This window comes from Curtobacterium sp. 18060 (assembly GCF_902706105.1).
GTDB lineage: Bacteria > Actinomycetota > Actinomycetes > Actinomycetales > Microbacteriaceae > Curtobacterium.
This window is the reverse complement of record NZ_CACSJV010000008.1, coordinates 79929-96619: the sequence shown is the minus strand read 5'-3', so window position 1 is coordinate 96619 and position 16691 is coordinate 79929. Positions and strand designations below refer to the sequence as shown.

Annotated in this window: 17 protein-coding genes; 7 read left to right on the top strand and 10 right to left on the bottom strand. The window is 70.8% G+C overall.

What is annotated here, in order from left to right; all coding sequences use genetic code 11:
* The first annotated feature begins 5 nt into the window (after window positions 1–5).
* Entirely contained in the window at window positions 6–146 is a 141-nt protein-coding gene (locus tag GVL05_RS06595) for a hypothetical protein (RefSeq protein WP_159572392.1), read from the top strand.
* Here the strand turns inward: GVL05_RS06595 and GVL05_RS06590 are convergent.
* Window positions 140–988: an ornithine carbamoyltransferase gene (locus GVL05_RS06590; protein ID WP_159572390.1), complete on the bottom strand. Its 849-nt coding sequence runs from the start codon at window positions 986–988 to the stop codon at window positions 140–142. The two genes, GVL05_RS06595 and GVL05_RS06590, sit on opposite strands and share 7 nt — an antisense overlap.
* A gap of 52 nt (window positions 989–1040) precedes the next feature.
* A complete protein-coding gene (locus GVL05_RS06585) occupies window positions 1041–1652 on the bottom strand; it encodes a hypothetical protein (protein WP_159572388.1) in 612 nt (203 codons plus the stop codon).
* Between the two features lie 71 nt (window positions 1653–1723).
* Between GVL05_RS06585 and GVL05_RS06580 the strand changes: the two genes are divergently transcribed.
* Complete coding sequence (locus tag GVL05_RS06580) at window positions 1724–2230, top strand: hypothetical protein (RefSeq protein ID WP_159572386.1); 507 nt, start codon at window positions 1724–1726, stop codon at window positions 2228–2230.
* 6 nt (window positions 2231–2236) lie between these two features.
* Here the strand turns inward: GVL05_RS06580 and GVL05_RS06575 are convergent, their stop codons facing one another.
* Window positions 2237–2914 carry a DUF402 domain-containing protein gene (locus tag GVL05_RS06575; RefSeq protein ID WP_159572384.1) on the bottom strand — a complete coding sequence of 226 codons (678 nt, stop codon included), beginning with the start codon at window positions 2912–2914 and terminating at the stop codon, window positions 2237–2239.
* 99 nt (window positions 2915–3013) lie between these two features.
* Here GVL05_RS06575 and GVL05_RS06570 point away from each other — a divergent pair, with 99 nt between their 5' ends.
* From GVL05_RS06570 to GVL05_RS06550, 5 genes are all read left to right on the top strand, one after another.
* Window positions 3014–3553 (top strand): hypothetical protein, encoded by a 540-nt coding sequence (locus tag GVL05_RS06570; protein WP_159572382.1) that lies wholly within the window; start codon window positions 3014–3016, stop codon window positions 3551–3553.
* A 102-nt stretch (window positions 3554–3655) separates the two neighbouring features.
* Complete coding sequence (locus GVL05_RS06565; RefSeq protein WP_123291944.1) at window positions 3656–4018, top strand: hypothetical protein; 363 nt, start codon at window positions 3656–3658, stop codon at window positions 4016–4018.
* A gap of 38 nt (window positions 4019–4056) precedes the next feature.
* Window positions 4057–5532, top strand: coding sequence for a cryptochrome/photolyase family protein (locus GVL05_RS06560; protein ID WP_159572380.1), 1476 nt, complete (start codon window positions 4057–4059; stop codon window positions 5530–5532).
* A 29-nt stretch (window positions 5533–5561) separates the two neighbouring features.
* Window positions 5562–6881 carry a GNAT family N-acetyltransferase gene (locus GVL05_RS06555; protein ID WP_159572378.1) on the top strand — a complete coding sequence of 440 codons (1320 nt, stop codon included), beginning with the start codon at window positions 5562–5564 and terminating at the stop codon, window positions 6879–6881.
* A 38-nt stretch (window positions 6882–6919) separates the two neighbouring features.
* Entirely contained in the window at window positions 6920–7897 is a 978-nt protein-coding gene (locus GVL05_RS06550; protein ID WP_159572376.1) for a squalene cyclase, read from the top strand.
* A 1-nt stretch (window position 7898) separates the two neighbouring features.
* On the opposite strand, the gene GVL05_RS06545 is transcribed toward GVL05_RS06550, so the two are convergent.
* The 7 genes from GVL05_RS06545 to GVL05_RS06515 all read right to left on the bottom strand — a co-directional run bounded on the left by GVL05_RS06545 (window position 7899) and on the right by GVL05_RS06515 (window position 16682).
* Window positions 7899–8897, bottom strand: coding sequence for an ABC transporter permease (locus GVL05_RS06545; protein WP_159572374.1), 999 nt, complete (start codon window positions 8895–8897; stop codon window positions 7899–7901).
* A complete protein-coding gene (locus tag GVL05_RS06540) occupies window positions 8894–9829 on the bottom strand; it encodes an ABC transporter permease (protein WP_159572372.1) in 936 nt (311 codons plus the stop codon). Before GVL05_RS06540 ends, GVL05_RS06545 begins: the two co-directional genes overlap by 4 nt.
* The gene (locus GVL05_RS06535; protein WP_159572370.1) at window positions 9826–11568 is read right to left on the bottom strand and encodes an ABC transporter ATP-binding protein; all 1743 of its coding nucleotides are present in this window, start codon (window positions 11566–11568) and stop codon (window positions 9826–9828) included. The genes GVL05_RS06540 and GVL05_RS06535 overlap by 4 nt, the downstream gene beginning before the upstream one ends.
* Entirely contained in the window at window positions 11565–13229 is a 1665-nt protein-coding gene (locus GVL05_RS06530; RefSeq protein WP_200849171.1) for an ABC transporter substrate-binding protein, read from the bottom strand. The genes GVL05_RS06535 and GVL05_RS06530 overlap by 4 nt, the downstream gene beginning before the upstream one ends.
* A gap of 217 nt (window positions 13230–13446) precedes the next feature.
* Window positions 13447–14358, bottom strand: a complete 912-nt coding sequence (locus GVL05_RS06525; protein ID WP_159572366.1) for a cation-transporting ATPase — start codon at window positions 14356–14358, stop codon at window positions 13447–13449.
* 505 nt (window positions 14359–14863) lie between these two features.
* Window positions 14864–15328, bottom strand: coding sequence for a DUF2510 domain-containing protein (locus GVL05_RS06520; protein ID WP_123938488.1), 465 nt, complete (start codon window positions 15326–15328; stop codon window positions 14864–14866).
* A gap of 88 nt (window positions 15329–15416) precedes the next feature.
* On the bottom strand, window positions 15417–16682 hold the full coding sequence (locus GVL05_RS06515; RefSeq protein WP_327785632.1) for a D-arabinono-1,4-lactone oxidase: 1266 nt from the start codon (window positions 16680–16682) through the stop codon (window positions 15417–15419).
* Between the last annotated feature and the right edge of the window lie 9 nt (window positions 16683–16691).

The following is a 16691-nucleotide window of genomic DNA, read 5'->3' as shown; positions in this document are numbered from 1 at the left end:
ACGGCATGGACGGACAGCAGCCGCGCGAACGACACAACCCCTGGTGGGCGGTGCTGCTCGTCTTCATGTTCGGGGGCGTGCTGTCGCTGGTCGCCGGTCGGATGCTCCCCTGGCAGGACCAGGACCGGCAGGACCCCGACTACTGACGGCTGGCGGAGCCGCCCGACGGTCCGAGACCGAGGCAGAACGCCATCACTGCTTGCTGCACCGGGAGCAGTGCGGCCTTGAACCCGTGCCCGACGAACGCGGGGTGTTCCACGGCATCGGCGCTGACCTCACGGCCACGCACGAACGGCGGACACGGGTCGAAGCGGGCTCCCGTGGGCGCGAGGTCGAGGAGCGCCGCGGTGATCCGGTACGACTCGAGGGCGTCGGCGTGCGCTCCGGGGCCGTCCGTCAGGATCACGTCCGCTGACCGCACGGCAGTCTCGAGGTCGTCGGTCCATGCAGCGCCCGGCGTTGCGAGGCCGGCCGGGCAGCATTGGACCAGGTCGAGTCGCAGGACTCGAGCAGCTTCCTGCCATGCCCTGGCGATGTTGCCGTCCGCCCCGACGAAGAGGAAGCGGAGCGACGAGATCTCCCCACGCTGCCGCAGTGCGTAGAGGTCGGAGAGGACCTCGCACGGGTGGTTCTCGTCGGTCATGGCGTTCACGACAGGCAGCGCATGCGCGGCAGCCAGTCCCTCGATGACGGCGAGGTCACGATGACGCACCACGATGATGTCGCCCCAGTTGTCGAGGTACCGGGCGACGTCTGCCAGCGCCTCTGGCTTGTCGAGCGTCGTGTCCGGGAACACGATCGGATCGAGCCCCATCAGCGAAGCACCCTGCTCGAACGTCACCCTGGTTCGCAGACTGGTCGGCGGGAAGAACATGGCTGCCGACCCCGCCGTCACCGGTCCCCGGCCGTGCTGGTACGCGTCGGCAAGCTCGAAGACCGCATGGACGTCGGACGGAGACCAGTCATCGAGCTTGGCGAGAGAACGCATCCCACCACCGTAGGGACTGTCCGGAACAGCGTGTGCTTGGAGGGTGTCAGCCTCAGCCGAACTCGTCCAATCGATACGCCACGGATGCGCCGCTGAGGAAGACCACCTGGGCGCCAACGCCGACATCGGCTTGGATGCGCGCTGCCGTCCGGAGCCCGAGTGCGCGGGTCTCGGCGTCACCGAACGGCGTCCCGACCCGTTCGGTGAGCGCACGCCAGTGCACGATCGCCTTGGCGGTGCCATCACCAGTACCCGCGGCGCGTGCCGACCGGACGTCCCGCTCCCCGTCACGCAAGAACTCGACATCGGTTCCGGGCCGTGCACTCGGCAGCACGACGGCAGTACCCGCCTCGGCCACCGTGTCGATGCCGGCGCCGGCTCCACACCAGACATGAGCATCGTCACCGAGCTCGAGCTGCACACGACTCGCGAGCACGAACGCTTCGACGCGATGAGCGTCACGGACCGCTCCGGAAGGCCAGTCGAAGTCGGGCTCCCCGCGGGAATCGAAGACGTCGTTCCACGCCCGGAGGTCGTCGCGCAGCGGCGCGCTGAGCCCGAGTGCTCCCGCATCAACGCTCCCGATGCACTCGCGCGACCCGCGGTACCAGAGCGGGGAGTCGTCCGCCATGTACTCGGCCATCACGAGGACGATCGCGCTCACCACTCGCCCAGCGTACGACGCCAGAAAGGGAGGGTGCGGGCTCGGGAGGCGTGCACGACACTGTGATCGACATGATTGCTTCGTCTGTGCACGACCACCTTCGCCGCGGCCGATGGAGCAGCGTCATCGGGCTGACGCTCGTGATCGTGGTGTCGCTCACCGCCTGCTCCGGCCGTGCGACGCCGGTCGACGACGTCGAGGTCGCTTCCTCCTGGATGGAGAACGTCCAGGATCGGTGGGCGGAGCAGCCCGGCGAACTCGGCGCTGGTGCCGGGACCAACGACGCGTCGAGTCGGCTGTCCCTGGGCGTCGCAGACGGCGGCGAGCGCGCACACGTCCGCGTGTCCCTCGCCTGCCAGGGACACGGAACCGTCCGCATGGCCGTATGGGGCGGTCGCATCGCCGACGGCGCTGACACCGGCAGGGAGCTCGCGGCGCGCTCGGTCCAGTGCGGCCACGACGAAGTCCTCTACGTCGTGACCTCGGCCAACTCGATCACCATCGGGCCCACGTCGGGCGACTCGACCGTCAGCTGGTACGCCGCCGCCTACGCGGACCTCGCAGCGCAGACGCACTGAGCGGAGCTAGCGGACGGCATCCCACCCTGCGGGCACCTGCGGAGCGGACCAGTTCGGGTCCGGCACCCACCGCGACCAGTCGGTCTCGAACGGGAACGAGCCCGCGTGCACGGCCGCGGCGGCATCCTCGCCGATGCGTTCGATCATCGCGCGGTCCGCTTCCGTGACCAGGCCCTCGTCCCTGTAGAACGCGAGTTCGTCTTCGTCCTTGTACCGAATCGACCAGCGGCCCGCATCGTCTCGGGTCGCGATGACGTCGAGGGTCCAGTCCTGGCTGTCGAAGCCCACGGAGGTACGCACCCACGGCAGCTCGAGGTTGACGTACCAGTCCGGCAGCCACTGCGTCCCGTCGTGCCAGCGCCACACCGACCACGCTGCGCCTTTCGGGTGCACGCGGACCACGGTCGCTCCGAACCAGCTGTCCTCGACGTAGGAGCCGTCCCAGTCCGAGGGGAGGACGAGCCGCGCGTTCGGTCCGCTGCCGGTACCGGCCCGGCGACGGACCGCGGAACCGAGCGGACTCGCGACCACCGCGACGTCGTCGTCATCGACGAGGACTCGACCCGCGACGGCGAAGGCGACGGCTCGACCGTGCGAACCGAGCGTTTGCAGACTGCGGAGGACCACGGATTCACCGGCGCGGAACGGTTCGCTCCGCACGTCGTTCGCAACATCGTCGTGCATCCGGTGATGCTCTCACAGGAGTTCTCGGTCACCGCACCCCGTATCACGATCCGGTGTCGAGCCCCGTGCTCTCCCTCGCGCTCTGTCAGGATGCCGCCCATGGGGGACCACAGAACGACCGCATCGGTGACCGGGGCGCTGCTCGCGCTGATCGTGCTGACGGGCTGCGCGGTCGAGAGCAGCACGGCCTCGAGCGGCCCGTCGACGAGCAGCGCGCAGGCCGGCGCTACGGCCGGAGAGCCGACGGGCGCCGCGGGCACGTACGCCGCTTCCGGGGACGGCGCCGGCCCAGGCGCCGACAGCCCACCGCAGTACGGGCTCAACAAGCGGCACCACGACCGCACCGACCTGAGCGCGGAGTCGGCGGCAGCGCTCGACGTCGCACGTGCTCAGGTGGAGCGGGAGCTCGCCGCGCAGTCGACCCCGGTCCTGCAGCCCGCGGTCGAGGAGATCCTCGACGGTGTCGGAGCACCGAACCGCTGGATCGTGACGACGCAGACCGGTGAGAAGGTGCTGTTCGAGGCACAGGTCGAGATGTCCGGGTGCCTGATCGGCGAGGTCCAGCGCGACGGCACGGCCGAGGTCACGACCGCGGGCTGGGTCCTCGATGGCGGATGCCACGCCCTCGACGGGCACTGAGCGGTCCGACGAGCACTGAGCGGTCCGACGAACACTGAGCGGTCCGACGAACACTGAGCGGTCCGACGAACACTGAGCCCCGACAGAACCTAATCTTGTCGGATGCTCTCCCGACGCGACGCCGCCGTTCGACTCGACATCACCCTCGAGATGGCGACCCACCACGGAATCCCCTCGCGTCTCAGCGAAGCCGAACTCGACGCGATCGAACAGGATCCGCCCGCGTGGCTCGTGCAGTCCCGAGCGAACCGCACGGGTGCCAAGAAGGTCTGGGTCCGCCTCGAGTGCGTCGTCTGCGCGTTCGCCGAAGAAGCGCGGCCGAAGAAGTGGTGGCCGGAGTGGGACTACCTGATGTGCGACTACCACGAGCCGTACCAGGCGCCGGAACCGACCGCGGGGCTCACCCGGCGTGAGGTCGAGGGGATCGGCAGCCGGTTCATCGCCCTCGTCGACGAACGCCCCTGACTGACAGTTCGACCCAACCCGCTGGGTACGGTCCACCCATGCCCTCCGAACGTCGTCGCCTGGTCCTCCCCGGCCAGTACGGGCCCCTGTTCGACGACGGTGGCCCGGCCCTCGTCGTCGAGGCACGCGAGTTCTTCACCGCTCGCCCCGTCCACCGGGCGAAGGCCCACCTCTGGTTGAGTGCCCTGCGCCACCGCGTCCACGAACTCGGTGACCGTGCCGAGCACGTCCAGGTCGACACCCTCCGCGAAGCGTTGACCGGCCGCGACGACCTCGAGGCGATCGATCCGCCGTCCCGCACCCTCCGCGCGCAGATCCGGCACTGGGGCCGGGGCACCGTGGTCCTGCCGAGCCGCGGGTTCGTGACCGACGAGGACGAGTTCGCGGAGTGGGCGGCGCAGGGCACGGGTCGGTTTCGCATGGAGGACCACTACGAGCGTGTCCGGCGCCGTGAGGGCTGGCTGCTGCGCGACGGCAAGCCGATCGGTGGGAAGTTCAGCCTCGACGACCAGAACCGCCAGCCGCCGCCGAAGGGTGCGACGACCCTCGGGTTGCCCGAGCCGTGGTGGCCGGACGAGGACGAGATCGACGACCAGGTGCGGCACGACCTGGACCGGTGGGAGCGGGACGGCACCGCCCGGTTCGTCGGCCGCGACGACACCCGTCGGTTCGCGGTGACGGCGGACGAGGCCCAGCGTGCGCTCGACGACTTCGTCGCGGTGCGCCTCGGCGACTTCGGGCCGTTCGAGGACGCCACGTTGACGAACGACTGGACGATGGCGCACTCGCTCCTCAGCGTGCCGATGAACCTCGGGGTGCTCGATCCGCGGCAGGCGATCGACGCCGCCCTCGAAGCACACCGCACCGAGGCCGCCCCGCTCGCCAGCGTCGAGGGCTTCGTCCGCCAGGTCGCTGGATGGCGCGACTACGTCTGGCACCTCTACTGGTGGTTCGGCGACGACTACGGCGCATCGGAGAACGCCCTCGGCGCGCACGGACGGCTGCCCGACTGGTGGCGGGAGCTCGACGCTTCCGAGGTCGACGCCGTCTGCGTGCGGACCGCGATCGAGGGCCTGCACGACCACGGCTGGCTGCACCACATCCAGCGCCTCATGGTGCTCGGCAATTGGGCGTTGCAGCGCGGCTACGACCCGGTGCACCTGACCGAGTGGTTCACCGACGTGTTCGTCGACGGCACCGACTGGGTGATGCCGTCGAACATCATCGGCATGTCCCAGCACGCCGACGGCGGGATGGTCGCCACGAAGCCGTACACGTCGGGCGGTCGCTACATCGACCGGATGTCGGACCACTGCGGGGGCTGCCGGTTCGACCCGACGAAGCGGGTCGGCGACGACGCGTGCCCGTTCACGGCCGGGTACTGGGCGTTCCTGTCGCGCGTCGAACCGGCGCTCCGCGACAACCACCGGATGGCTCGCCCGCTGCAGCAGATGCGGTCGCTGGCGGACCTCGACGAGGTCGTCGCGCAGGAGGCCCGTCGCACCTTGCCGTGACGTCACCCGGTCCCGATAGGGTCGTGAGCGTGAGCAACGAGGCATTCGACGACCGCTACGAGCTGCGCGAGTTCGCGCCCGGGACGGATGACGAGGGGGCACCGAACGCCGAGACCGGATCGTGGATGCAGGCCGTCGGCCTCGGCTTCCACGAAGCCGATCCGGACGCCGAAGGTGCAGCGCGCATGGCGTCCCACTTCATCGCCGACGAGGAGACCTTCCTGGGCGTCTACGTCCGGAAGCCCTTCCCCGGTTCCGTCGACGAGACCTGGCCCGCCGGCACCTTCACGTGGTTCCGCAAGGCGCTGAGCTGGGGCGACGGGTCGTCCGTCGACACGCAGGCCATCTCCGCGGTCACGGTCCGGCCGACCGAGCGTCGCCGCGGCATCCTGCGCCGCATGATGACGCACGCGCTCGAGCGCGGTGTCGCCGAGGGCTACGCCGTGGCGTCCCTGACCGCGTCCGAGGGCACGATCTACCGCCGCTTCGGCTTCGGCAGCGCGATCCGCGAGCGCGCGGTGCGCGTGCGTCGCGAACGCGCGCTCCCCCTCCTCTCCCCGACGTCGGGCGCGGTGTCCGTCGTCACGCCGCAGTGGCTCGCCGACGGCCCCGGCAAGGCGGTCTTCGAGCGCTTCCACACCCGCACGCCCGGCTCGATGGTCCGCAACGCGGGCACCTGGCCGGTGGTCTTCGGACTGCTCGGCAACGACGGCCAGAAGGCGAAGGACGTCCGTGCGGCGGTGCACCGTGCCGACGGCACCGACGAGATCGACGGCTACGTCACATGGCGCGTCAAGGAGGACCGGGGTTCCGACACCGCACTCGAGATCGTCGACCTGGTCTACGCGAACGACCAGGCCTACACGGCGCTGTGGGAGTTCGTGCTCTCGATCGACCTGAACGACGTCGTGAAGTACAACCGCTCGCGGCTCGACGACCCGATCGTCGCGGCCCTCGGCGACAACCGTGCGTACGACGTCGACCACGAAGAGGACCACGTCTGGCTGCGCGTCCTCGACGTGGCCGCGGTGCTCGAGTCGCGGCCGTTCGCCGTCGACGGCTCGCTGACCCTCGCGGTCACCGATGCGCTCGGCCACACGACCGGCACGTACCGGCTGGACGTCCAGGAGGCCCGTGGCAGCGTCACGCGCATCGCCGACGACGCCGACGCGGCCGGTTCCGACGTCCAGCTCGACGTGGCAGAGCTCGGTGCGCTGCTCATCGGGTCGGTCTCGCCCGTCACCCTGGCGGCCGCCGGCCTGGTCCGCGCTGCGGACCCCGCGTCGGTCGAGCTGCTGCGCGCGATGCTCCTGCCCCCTCGGACCCCGCACGGCATCACCTACTTCTGATCCACCGCGCGTGCGCCGCACGGCGTAGCCTCCGCGCCATGAGCGACGACGCGGTGGTCGAGTGGCTGCTCGACTCGGACCCGGCGGTCCGGTGGCAGGTCGAGCGTGACCTGACCGGTGCGCCGCCGTCGGTGTGGCAGCAGACCCGGGCACGGGTCGCGACCGAGGGCCTCGGGGCGGCGATGCTCGCGCACCAGGACCCCGACGGGCAGTGGGCCGGCGGCGCGTACTTCCCGGCGGACTTCGACTTCGACGGTCCCGAGGCGGACGAGCCCGGACAGCCCTACACGGCGACGACCTGGTCGCTGAACGCCCTGCGCGATTGGGGGCTCAATCCGGCCGTCCTCGGGGACACGGCTGCACGCCTCGCGACGAACAGCCGCTGGGAGTACGAGGACCTTCCGTACTGGAGCGGCGAGGTCGACTGCTGCATCAACGCCTTCACCCTGGCGAACGGCGCATGGCTCGGTGCCGACGTCGGGCAGCTGGCGGAGTGGTTCCTCGACCACCAGCTGGACGACGGCGGCTGGAACTGCGAGTGGATCGAGGGGTCGACGGTGTCGTCGTTCCACTCGACCCTCAACGTGATCGAGGGGCTCCTGCAGCACGAGCAGCTGACCGGCGGCACCCACCCCCGCGCGGCGGAACTCCGAGCGGCTCGACTCCGCGGCACCGAGTACCTGCTCGAACGACGGCTGCTGTTCCGGAAGCACGACGGCGAGCTCGTCGGGCCGTGGGCGACCCGGTTCGCGTACCCGCTGCGGTGGATCTACTCGGCGCTGCGGGTCACCGACCACCTGCGGGTTGCTGCGCTGCAGGATGGTACCGCGCCGGACCCCCGAGCGGCCGAGGCGATCGAGGTCGTCCGAGCCGCCAGGAACGACGACGGGACGTGGACGCAGGGAACGCGGCCACCGGGTCGGCAGTGGTTCGAGGTCGACGTCCCCGAGGGCGAGCCGTCGAAGTGGCTCACGCTCCACGGCACCCGCGTGCTGCGCTGGTGGGACGCCGCCTGAGCTACGCCCGGCGCCGCACCCGCGGGTCGACGAACGCGTAGACCACGTCGACGATCACGTTCGCGGTGACGATCAGCAGCGCCGAGAACAACGTGAAGCCGACGACGACCTGCAGGTCGAGGGTGTGCACGGCGTCGATGAGCAGCGCGCCGAGGCCCTGCATCGAGAACACCTTCTCGGTGATGACCGCACCGCCGAGCAGCGACCCGAGGTCGAGCCCGAACAGCGTCACCACCGGCAGGATCGCGGTGCGCAGTCCGTGCCGCACGACGACCTGTCGCTCGCGCAGGCCCTTGGCCCGAGCGGTCCGGACGAAGTCCTGCGACATCGACTCGAGCATCTCGCCACGGGTCAGGCGCGCGTAGATCGCGGCGCTGATGAACGCGAGCACGCACCACGGCAGGATCAGGTGGGTGAACCAGCCGACCGGGTCGTCGGTGAACGCGACGTACCCGCTCGTCGGCAGGATGCCGAGTACGAACCCGAACAGCAGGATGCCGAGCAACCCGATCAGGTACGCCGGCGACGAGACCCCGGCGACCGCGACGGTCATCACGGCCCGGTCGACGAACGTGCCGCGACGGAGCGCCGAGACCGCTCCGCCGAACACCCCGGCGACGAGCCAGAGCACGGCGGCACCGACAGCGATCGACGCGGTGACGGGCAGCCGGGACAGGATCAGGTCGGTGACGCTCTCGTGCAGCTGGAACGAGTACCCGAAGCACGGTGCGGCGCAGGTGATCACGGATGCGCCGCTGCCGAACGTGCGGCCGGTGAAGATCCCCGCCAGGTAGGCGCCGAACTGCGCCAGCCAGGGCTTGTCGGTGCCCAGGAACGCCTGCACCTCGCGCAGCCGGTCCGGCGTGCAGGGCTTGTCGCAGATCGCCCGCGCGGGGTTCGTCGGCAGCAGCATGAACAGTGCGTAGGTGATCGCCGCGACGACGAGCAGCACGACGGCTGCACCGAGGACGCGGATCGCGATGAAGCGGAGCGTGCTCATCGGCGTGCTCCTCTCGGGTCGAGGGCGTCACGCAGGGCGTCGCCGAGCACGTTGAACGCGAGGGTGATGAGGAACAGGGCCGCTCCGGGGAACACGAGGTACATGGGGTCGGTCTGCACCCAGCCGACGGCGTCGCCGATGCTGCGGCCCCACGAGGGCGTCGGTGGGGTCACGCCGACCGCCAGGAACGACAGCGCGGCTTCGGCGCCGATCATCGACGGGATCGAGATCGTCGCGTAGACGGTGATCGTCGCCGCGAGGTTCGGCAGCAGCTGGGTGCGGATGACGTGCCACCGGCCGGCGCCCATCGCGGTGGAGGCGACGACGTAGTTCCGGCTGACGAGCGACAGCGTCTGGCCGCGGACGACGCGGGCGACGGACGGCCATCCGAAGAACCCGATGACGAGCACGACCAGGACGGGCTTCGGGAACGACGTCGGCACGATCGCGGTCAGGGCGATCATGAAGACGAGCGACGGGAAGCCGAAGATCACGTCGACCACGCGGGAGAGCACGCGGTCGTACCAGCCGCCGAAGAAGCCGGTGGTGACGCCGACGAGCACCCCGATGACGATCGACAGGAAGGTCGCCGCGAGCCCGATGCCGAGCGACGTCCGCGCACCGTACGTCACGATCGCGAACAGGTCGCGACCCGTCAGCGGCTCGACGCCGAACCAGTGCTCGCCGCTGATCCCCCCGCCGAAGCCCTTCGGCGCCCCGAACGAGTTGAGCGCGTCGATGTCGTACCCGTAGGGGTCCTGGCCGGTGACGGCGCTGATGAGCGGCGCCGCGACGGCGACCACGAGGAACACGACGATGACGACGGCCGAGGTCACGGCCCAGCGGTCCTGCCGGATGCGGCGCACCACGGCGCGGAAGCCGGTGGTGCGTCCGGACGAGGCCACGGGGCGCTCGACGACGTTGGCGGTCACGAGGACACTCCTTCCCAGGCGCGCCAGGCTTCGCGGCGGGCCGCCTGTCGCACGGGATCGGCGACGGGCGCCGCTGCGAGCAGCATGCGCGTGTAGTCCTGCTGCGGGTCGTCGAGGACGGCGTCCGTGGTCCCCCGCTCGACCACGCGACCGTCGTGCAGGACGACGACCTCGTCGGCGAGCTGTCGGACGACGGCCAGGTCGTGGCTGATGAGGAGCATGCCGAACCCGAACTCGTCCTGCAGCTGCGCGAGCAGGTCGAGCACGGCCGCCTGCACGGTCACGTCGAGCGCCGAGGTGGGCTCGTCGGCGATGACGAGCGCCGGACGGAGCGCCAGTGCCCGCGCGACGGCGACCCGCTGGCGCTGTCCACCGGAGAGCTGGTGCGGGAACCGCTCGGCCCACGAGGGGTCGAGCTGCACGGCGGTCAGCAGGTCACGGACGCGTTCCGCACGGTCGGCAGCCGAGGCCGTCCCGTGCACGAGGAGCGGTTCGGCGATGCTCCAGCCGATGGTCTGCCGTGGGTTGAGTGACGACGCCGGGTCCTGGAAGACGATGCCGACGCGGCTGCGGAGCTCGCGGAGCCGTCGGCCCTTGGCGGTCCGCAGGTCGCTGCCGTCGACCTCGACCGAGCCGGCGACGACGGGCACCAGCCCCGCCAGGGCGCGTCCGATGGTCGACTTGCCCGACCCGGACTCCCCCACCAGGCCGACGGTCTCGCCGGCCCGCAGGTCCAGTTCGATGCCCGAGACGGTCGGTCCGCCGCGGCGCGAGTACCGCACGGCGACGTCGCGCAGCTGCGCGACCGGCAGCCGGGAGGCGCGACTCGCCTCCGTGAGACTCGCTTCGGTCGGACCGAGACTCGCGTTCGACGACACGGCGTGCGTCCCGGGGGCCGCGTCCTGTCGTCCAGGCCGAGTCTCGGGGCCCGCAGCCGGCGTGGCGGGCGCGGGACGGGCCTCCAGGCTGGGGACTGCGGCGAGGAGCTCGCGCGTGTAGTCGGCGGACGGGTGCGCGAAGACCTCGGCCACCATGCCGTGCTCGACGGGGTCGCCGCGGCGCATCACCAGGAGCTCGTCCGCGACGTCCGCCACCACACCCATGTCGTGCGTGATGAGCAGGACGGCCAAGGAGCGCTCGCGACCGAGTCGGCGGAGCAGGTCGAGGATCCCGGCCTGCACCGTGACGTCCAGCGCGGTCGTCGGCTCGTCGGCGATCAGCGCGACCGGGTCCCCGGCCAGGGCCATCGCGATCATGGCGCGCTGCAGCTGCCCGCCGGACAGTTCGTGCGGGTAGGCCTTGCGGATGCGCTCGGGGTCGGTGAGGCCTGCGGCACGCAGCAGCTCGTCGACGCGCGCGGAGACCGCCGCACGGTCGAGGTCCGTCGGGTGCGCCCGGATCGCCTCGGCGACCTGCGTGCCGATGGACAGCACCGGCGTGAACGAGTTCATCGGTTCCTGGAACACGACGCCGATGCCGGCGCCGCGAACGGCACGGAGCGTGTCGTCGGAGGCACCGACGAGCTCCTCGCCACGGAACCGGACGCTGCCGGAGACCCGCGCCTCGGGCGGCAGCAGGCCGAGCACGCTCATGGCGCTGACGGACTTGCCGGAGCCGGACTCCCCCACGAGGGCGAGCACACGACCGGGGGTCAGGGTGAAGGAGACGTCACGGACGACGGGCTCCGCGTCGCCGAACGCGACGTGGAGCCCCTCGACCTCGAGCAGCGGCGAACTCACTTCGCGAGCGAGACCTTGAGGTAGTTCGGGTACGCCGGGAAGTCCGCGATCTGGAAGTTCTGCAAGTTCGAACCGGCCAGGAACGACTGCTTCGCGTAGGTCAGCGGGACGATCGGCGCGTCGGCCATGATCTTCTTGTCCGCTTCGACCCACAGCTTCTGCGCGTCCTGCTGGTCGACGGTGGCGCTGGCCTTCTTGATCAGGGCGTCCACGTCGGGGTTGCTGTACTTCGAGACGTTGTAGCCGCCGCCACCGATCTGCGACGAGTCGTAGAGCGGCTGGATGTTGGCGTTCGCGCTCGGGAAGTCCGGCTGCCAGCTGAACAGCGCCAGGTCGAAGTCGGTGCCGTCGGTCGTCGCGGTGTAGAACGAGTCCGCGTCGAGCGGCTTCAGCGTGACGGTGATGCCGGCGCGCTTGAGGCCGGACTGCAGCGCCTGCGCCTGGGCGAGGTAGGTCGGGTCGTTCTGGGTCGCCAGGGTCAGCTTGAGGTCGGACACGCCCGCGTCCTCGAGGAGCTGCTTCGCCTTCGCGACGTCACCGTTCGCGGCGGGCTTGTACAGGTCGTAGTCCTCGCGGCCCGCGATGCCCGGGGTGATGAGGGTCGTGGCGTACGAACCGGCGAGCGCGCCGCCCGCAGCGATCCGGTACGACTTCTTGTCGACGGCGTACTGCAGGGCCTGACGGACCTTGAGGTCCTTGAGCGATCCCTTCTGGGTGTTGATCGCCATGTAGTTGATCGGGCCGGCCTTCGACGTGGCGAGGCGGTCCTGGGCGGCGGGGTTGCTCCGCACCTGGTTCAGCTCGGCTGCGCCGAGGTAGCTCGCGCCGAAGGAGTCCTTCGCGTCACCGTTGTCGGCGATCAGCGTCTGCGTGACGGTCGACGGATCCTGGCTCTCCTTGAACACGACCTTCGACGGGCCGGCGGTGCGGACGTCGTCGGTCTTCGCGCTCCACTGCTTGTTCCGGACGAGGGTGATCTGCGAGCCCTGGGTGTTCGACTGCACCTGGTACGGCCCGGACGCGACCGGCTTGCTGTCGTACGCACCCGTGTCCGTGCCGTCGCCGTCGGGAACCGGAGCGAACGCCGGCATCGACACGAGCCACGGCCAGTCGCCGTACGCGGCGTTGAGCTTGAAGACGATGGTCGAGTCGTCAGGCGTCTCGATGCTGTCGAGGGTCTTGCCGTCGAACGGGCCCTTGTAGTCCTCGCCACCGACCAGGAGCGACTTGTGGTAGCTCAGGCCACCGGTCAGGGTCGGCGCGAACGAGCGCTCGATGCCCCACTTGATGTCCTTCGTGGTGATCGGCGTGCCGTCCTGGAACTTCAGCCCGTCCTTCAGGTGGTACGTCCAGGTCTTGCCGCCGTCGCTCGAGTCGCCGGTGTTCGTCGCCAGGTCCGGCACCACCTTGGCGGCCTTGCCGGGCTCGACGTCCCACGCCGTCAGCCGGCGGAGCACCAGACCCAAGGTGGTGATGTTCAGGTTCTGGCTCGTCGCCGGGTCGAGGTGCACCGCGGTGGCCGTCGTCAGGATGTTGAGCGTGCCGCCCTTGGCCGTGCCGTCACCGTCGTCGGACGAGCTCCCACCCGAGCAGCCGGTCAGGACCAGGGCTGCTGCTGCGGCGACGGCCGCGGTGATCGTCAGGCGGTTCGGGCGTCTCATGACGGTGGTGCTCCTCGTGGGAAGGGTGGTGGCGACCGTGCTGCAGCCGCTGTGGTTGCACGGACCGGGTCGCCGGGCGGCGTCCATCCTGACACCGCGGCGGTCGCCCGTCCGAATCCCGCGTGCGACAGACGTCGCACGACGAAACAATCCAAGTGCCGTGCGACGTCCGTCTATTCCCGATGGATCTGCACCGAGTCCACCCGAGGGGCGTGGGTCAGCGGTCGAACAGGCCCCCGAGGAAGTCGTTGCCCAGGTTCGAGGCCTGCTCGCCGAGGCCCGACGCCTGCTCACCGAGGCCGCCGAGGAGCTGCTCACCCTCGCCCGCGATCCCCTCGAAGCCGCCGCCGAGGTCAGCACCGAGGTCGGCCCCGAGGTCGGCCAGTCCGAGGTCGCCGATGCCCGAGGCGATGCCGTCGAAGTCGACGCCGAGGTTCGCTGCCTCGGCCAGCACGGGCCCGGCGGCGGCGCTCAGCACCGCTCCCCCGGCGACCGCGACACCGATGCCGCCGAGCGCCATCGCGCCGGCGCCGACCGCGGCACCGCCGGCGAAGGCACCACCACGCCCGCGGCCGTTGCCGTTGCCGTTGCTCGAGCCGCCGAGGACGCGGCGGATCAGGCCCGGACGGCGGACCTCGCCGCGGGTCATCGCGCGCGCCATGCCGCCCGCCGAGTCGTCGCGCAGGTGCTCGTGCGGCGGGAGTTCGGAGTTCAGGCGGTTGCGCACCTGCTGCCGCTGCGCCGGGGTGAGGCGGGCGAAGGCGTCGTGGTGGACCTGCTCGAGCTGGTCCGGTGACGAGGTGCGGAGCAGGTAGTCGTACTTCGCCAGGGCGACCTTGTCCGAGTCGGCCGGACCGTGCTGCTGCTGCTGGCCGGGCTGCTGCTGGCCGTACTGCTGCTGGGGCGCCTGCCCGTACTGCTGCTGGCCGTACTGCTGCTGCGGCCGCTGCTGCTGGCTCCGGTCGTCGCCCGTCAGCCGGTCCGCTGCACCGCGGACGACGTCACGCCAGTCGGTCCCGCCAGCGCGCTGCGCTCCGTTGCCGGGCGCACCGTCCCCCTGCCCACGCTTCTGGAGCTGCTTGTCGATGACCTTCGAGGCCATGCCGAGGATGCGGTTGAAGTTCGCCATCCCCCGACCTTTGTGGATGCACATGTGCGCTCCCAGCGACGAACCGGCGGGCCGCCCGCACATCCGGCGGGAAACCGCTGTGAGCAACGACCGGAATGTCACCGGACAGCTCGTCGTAGGCTTGACCCGGTCGCGCCACCGCCGGAGCGCGATCCGGGCGAAAGCACGAAGCCCGGGACTGCGACAACAGTTCCGGGCTTCGATTTGCCTTCCGAGTGGAAAGCCAAGGGATGAACCAACCATCCCGAGTCCAACGCTCGGAACCGATGGTAGCCGAGCACGCTCGGCGACGCGTCCCTTGGTCGAAGCTCCTCGTGTCAGCCGGCGACGACACCAGGAGGTCACCGATGTCGAACGACACCGATGATCGGTCCAGGCGTCGGGTGCCCTGGCTGGGGATCGCGAGCTTGCTCGTGACCGTGGTCAGGCTCCTGATCGACCTGTCCCGCAGGGACTGAGGACCCGGGTGTCCCGCATCGCGCTCAACGGTGCGGGACACCTGTCGTCACGCGAGCAGCTGTGCCGCTCGCACGACGAAGGCAGCCGACGCCGCCAACCCGAGGATGACCGCTGCGAGTGATACTCCGAACCCGGTGATCCGTTGCCCGGTGAGCTGCCCGGCGCGTGCCAGACCGATCGCGCCGAAGACGATCCCCAGGATCCCGGGGATCGCGAACACGTTGACGATGAACCCGAGCAGCGCGAGGACCAGCCCGGCGTACCCGAACGGATTCGCTGCACGGGTCGCCCGGTCCTTGGCGATCCGGGCCTTCCGCCCTCGGAGCGGTTGCTCGGTGACGGCCGCGCGGTACTCCGACGGCGCGGGCGGACGCGGTGCCGGCTCCCACTGTGGCGCGGGGACAGCTACAGCAGGTTGGGGTGCGAGTGCTCCCCAACGTGCTCCGTCCCACCACCGTGTGCGGTTCGAGTCTTGCGGGTCCGGGTACCACCCGGCGATCGGCAGCGTCACTGTGCTCCCCTCCGTTGCCTCCGAGGAGGCTACGGAACCGGTGTCGTCACGCGCACGCCCCAGTCGTGGTGCCACGCGGCACGCCCCGTCAGGACAGGACGCGCGCCAGGTACGCGTTGCGGAACCGGCCCGTGGGGTCGACGTCGCGCGCGACCGCAGCGAAGTCCGACAGCCGCGGGTACGCCTCGTGCAGACGCTCGACGCTCACGCCGGACACCTTGCCCCAGTGCGGCCGCGGGTCGAAGGGCGCGAGCGCTTCCTCGATCCGCGTCACCGCGGCCGCCACGGCTGCGGCGTCCCGGCGGAACGTGAAGTGGATGCCGACCGACTGCCGACCGGACGACGGCGCGAGCCAGGCGGTGTCGGGCGCGATCGTACGGATCTCGGCGGCGATGAGGATCGGCGCGAACACCGACTCGAGCGGACGGAGGGCCTCGAGCGCGGACACTGCCGACGCTGCCGGGATCAAGTACTCGGCCTGGATCTCGGCACCGGTCGACGGCGTGAACGAGGACCGGAAGTGCGGCAGCCGCTCGGCCCACGGCCCGGGGACGCCGCCCTGCTCGGTGACGCCGGCGGGGTCGTTCTCCCCCGGGTGCACGGGGCCGGTGGCGGGCCGCGCTCCGAGGGCGACGAGGTCGACGGTGGGCGAGGGCTCGTCCACGCGGTGCTTCACCCAGACCTGCCGGGCACCGCGGTCGTCGAACGAGGTGAACATCGACACCGAGTAGGCGTCGGACATGACCTGGTCGAAGTGCTCGGACACCGCGTCCCACGGCAGGTCGAGGTGCACCGTCGTGGCGACCTCGAACGTCGGCTCGATCGCGAGCTCCACCGTGGTGACGACCCCGAGCGCGCCGATGGCCACCCGGTGGGCGTCGAGGGCCCCGTCCGGCGAGGACGCATCGACGTGCTCGATCGCGCCGGAAGCGCGGACGACGTCGAGCCCGACCACCGCCTGCGCGAGCGACGGGTTGCGGACGCCGGAGCCGTGCGTGCCCGTGGCGACGGCCCCGGCCGTGGAGATGTGCGGCAGGGACGCGAGGTTCCCGAGTGCCCAGCCACGGGCCTCCAGACCGGCCGCGACCCGACTGTGCGTCATGCCGGCGGCCACGCGGACCACACGACGCGACGTGTCGATGTCGAGGACCGGCGGCAGGTCCTGCAGCGACACCTGCACGGCGTCGGTGTCGGCGATCGTGTTGAAGGAGTGCCGTGAGCCGAGCGCCGTCAGGCGCGGGGTCGACGCGACCAGTTCCTGCAACGCGGCCACCGACGTCGGACGCGCCAGACCGGACGCCCGGTAGGTGACGTTGCCCGCCCAGTTCGTCCGCGTGCGCTGCTCTGCGATCACGTCGCTCAT

Excerpts from the sequence above, each read along its gene's own strand:
- GVL05_RS06595 (WP_159572392.1), top strand. The coding sequence starts at position 6 with ATGGACGGACAGCAGCCGCGCGAACGACACAACCCCTGGTGGGCGGTG.
- GVL05_RS06525 (WP_159572366.1), bottom strand. The coding sequence starts at position 14,358 with ATGGCGAACTTCAACCGCATCCTCGGCATGGCCTCGAAGGTCATCGAC.
- GVL05_RS06575 (WP_159572384.1), bottom strand. The coding sequence starts at position 2,914 with ATGCACGACGATGTTGCGAACGACGTGCGGAGCGAACCGTTCCGCGCC.
- GVL05_RS06530 (WP_200849171.1), bottom strand. The coding sequence starts at position 13,229 with ATGAGACGCCCGAACCGCCTGACGATCACCGCGGCCGTCGCCGCAGCA.
- GVL05_RS06590 (WP_159572390.1), bottom strand. The coding sequence starts at position 988 with ATGCGTTCTCTCGCCAAGCTCGATGACTGGTCTCCGTCCGACGTCCAT.
- GVL05_RS06580 (WP_159572386.1), top strand. The coding sequence starts at position 1,724 with ATGATTGCTTCGTCTGTGCACGACCACCTTCGCCGCGGCCGATGGAGC.
- GVL05_RS06560 (WP_159572380.1), top strand. The coding sequence starts at position 4,057 with ATGCCCTCCGAACGTCGTCGCCTGGTCCTCCCCGGCCAGTACGGGCCC.
- GVL05_RS06545 (WP_159572374.1), bottom strand. The coding sequence starts at position 8,897 with ATGAGCACGCTCCGCTTCATCGCGATCCGCGTCCTCGGTGCAGCCGTC.
- GVL05_RS06570 (WP_159572382.1), top strand. The coding sequence starts at position 3,014 with ATGGGGGACCACAGAACGACCGCATCGGTGACCGGGGCGCTGCTCGCG.
- GVL05_RS06565 (WP_123291944.1), top strand. The coding sequence starts at position 3,656 with ATGCTCTCCCGACGCGACGCCGCCGTTCGACTCGACATCACCCTCGAG.
- GVL05_RS06550 (WP_159572376.1), top strand. The coding sequence starts at position 6,920 with ATGAGCGACGACGCGGTGGTCGAGTGGCTGCTCGACTCGGACCCGGCG.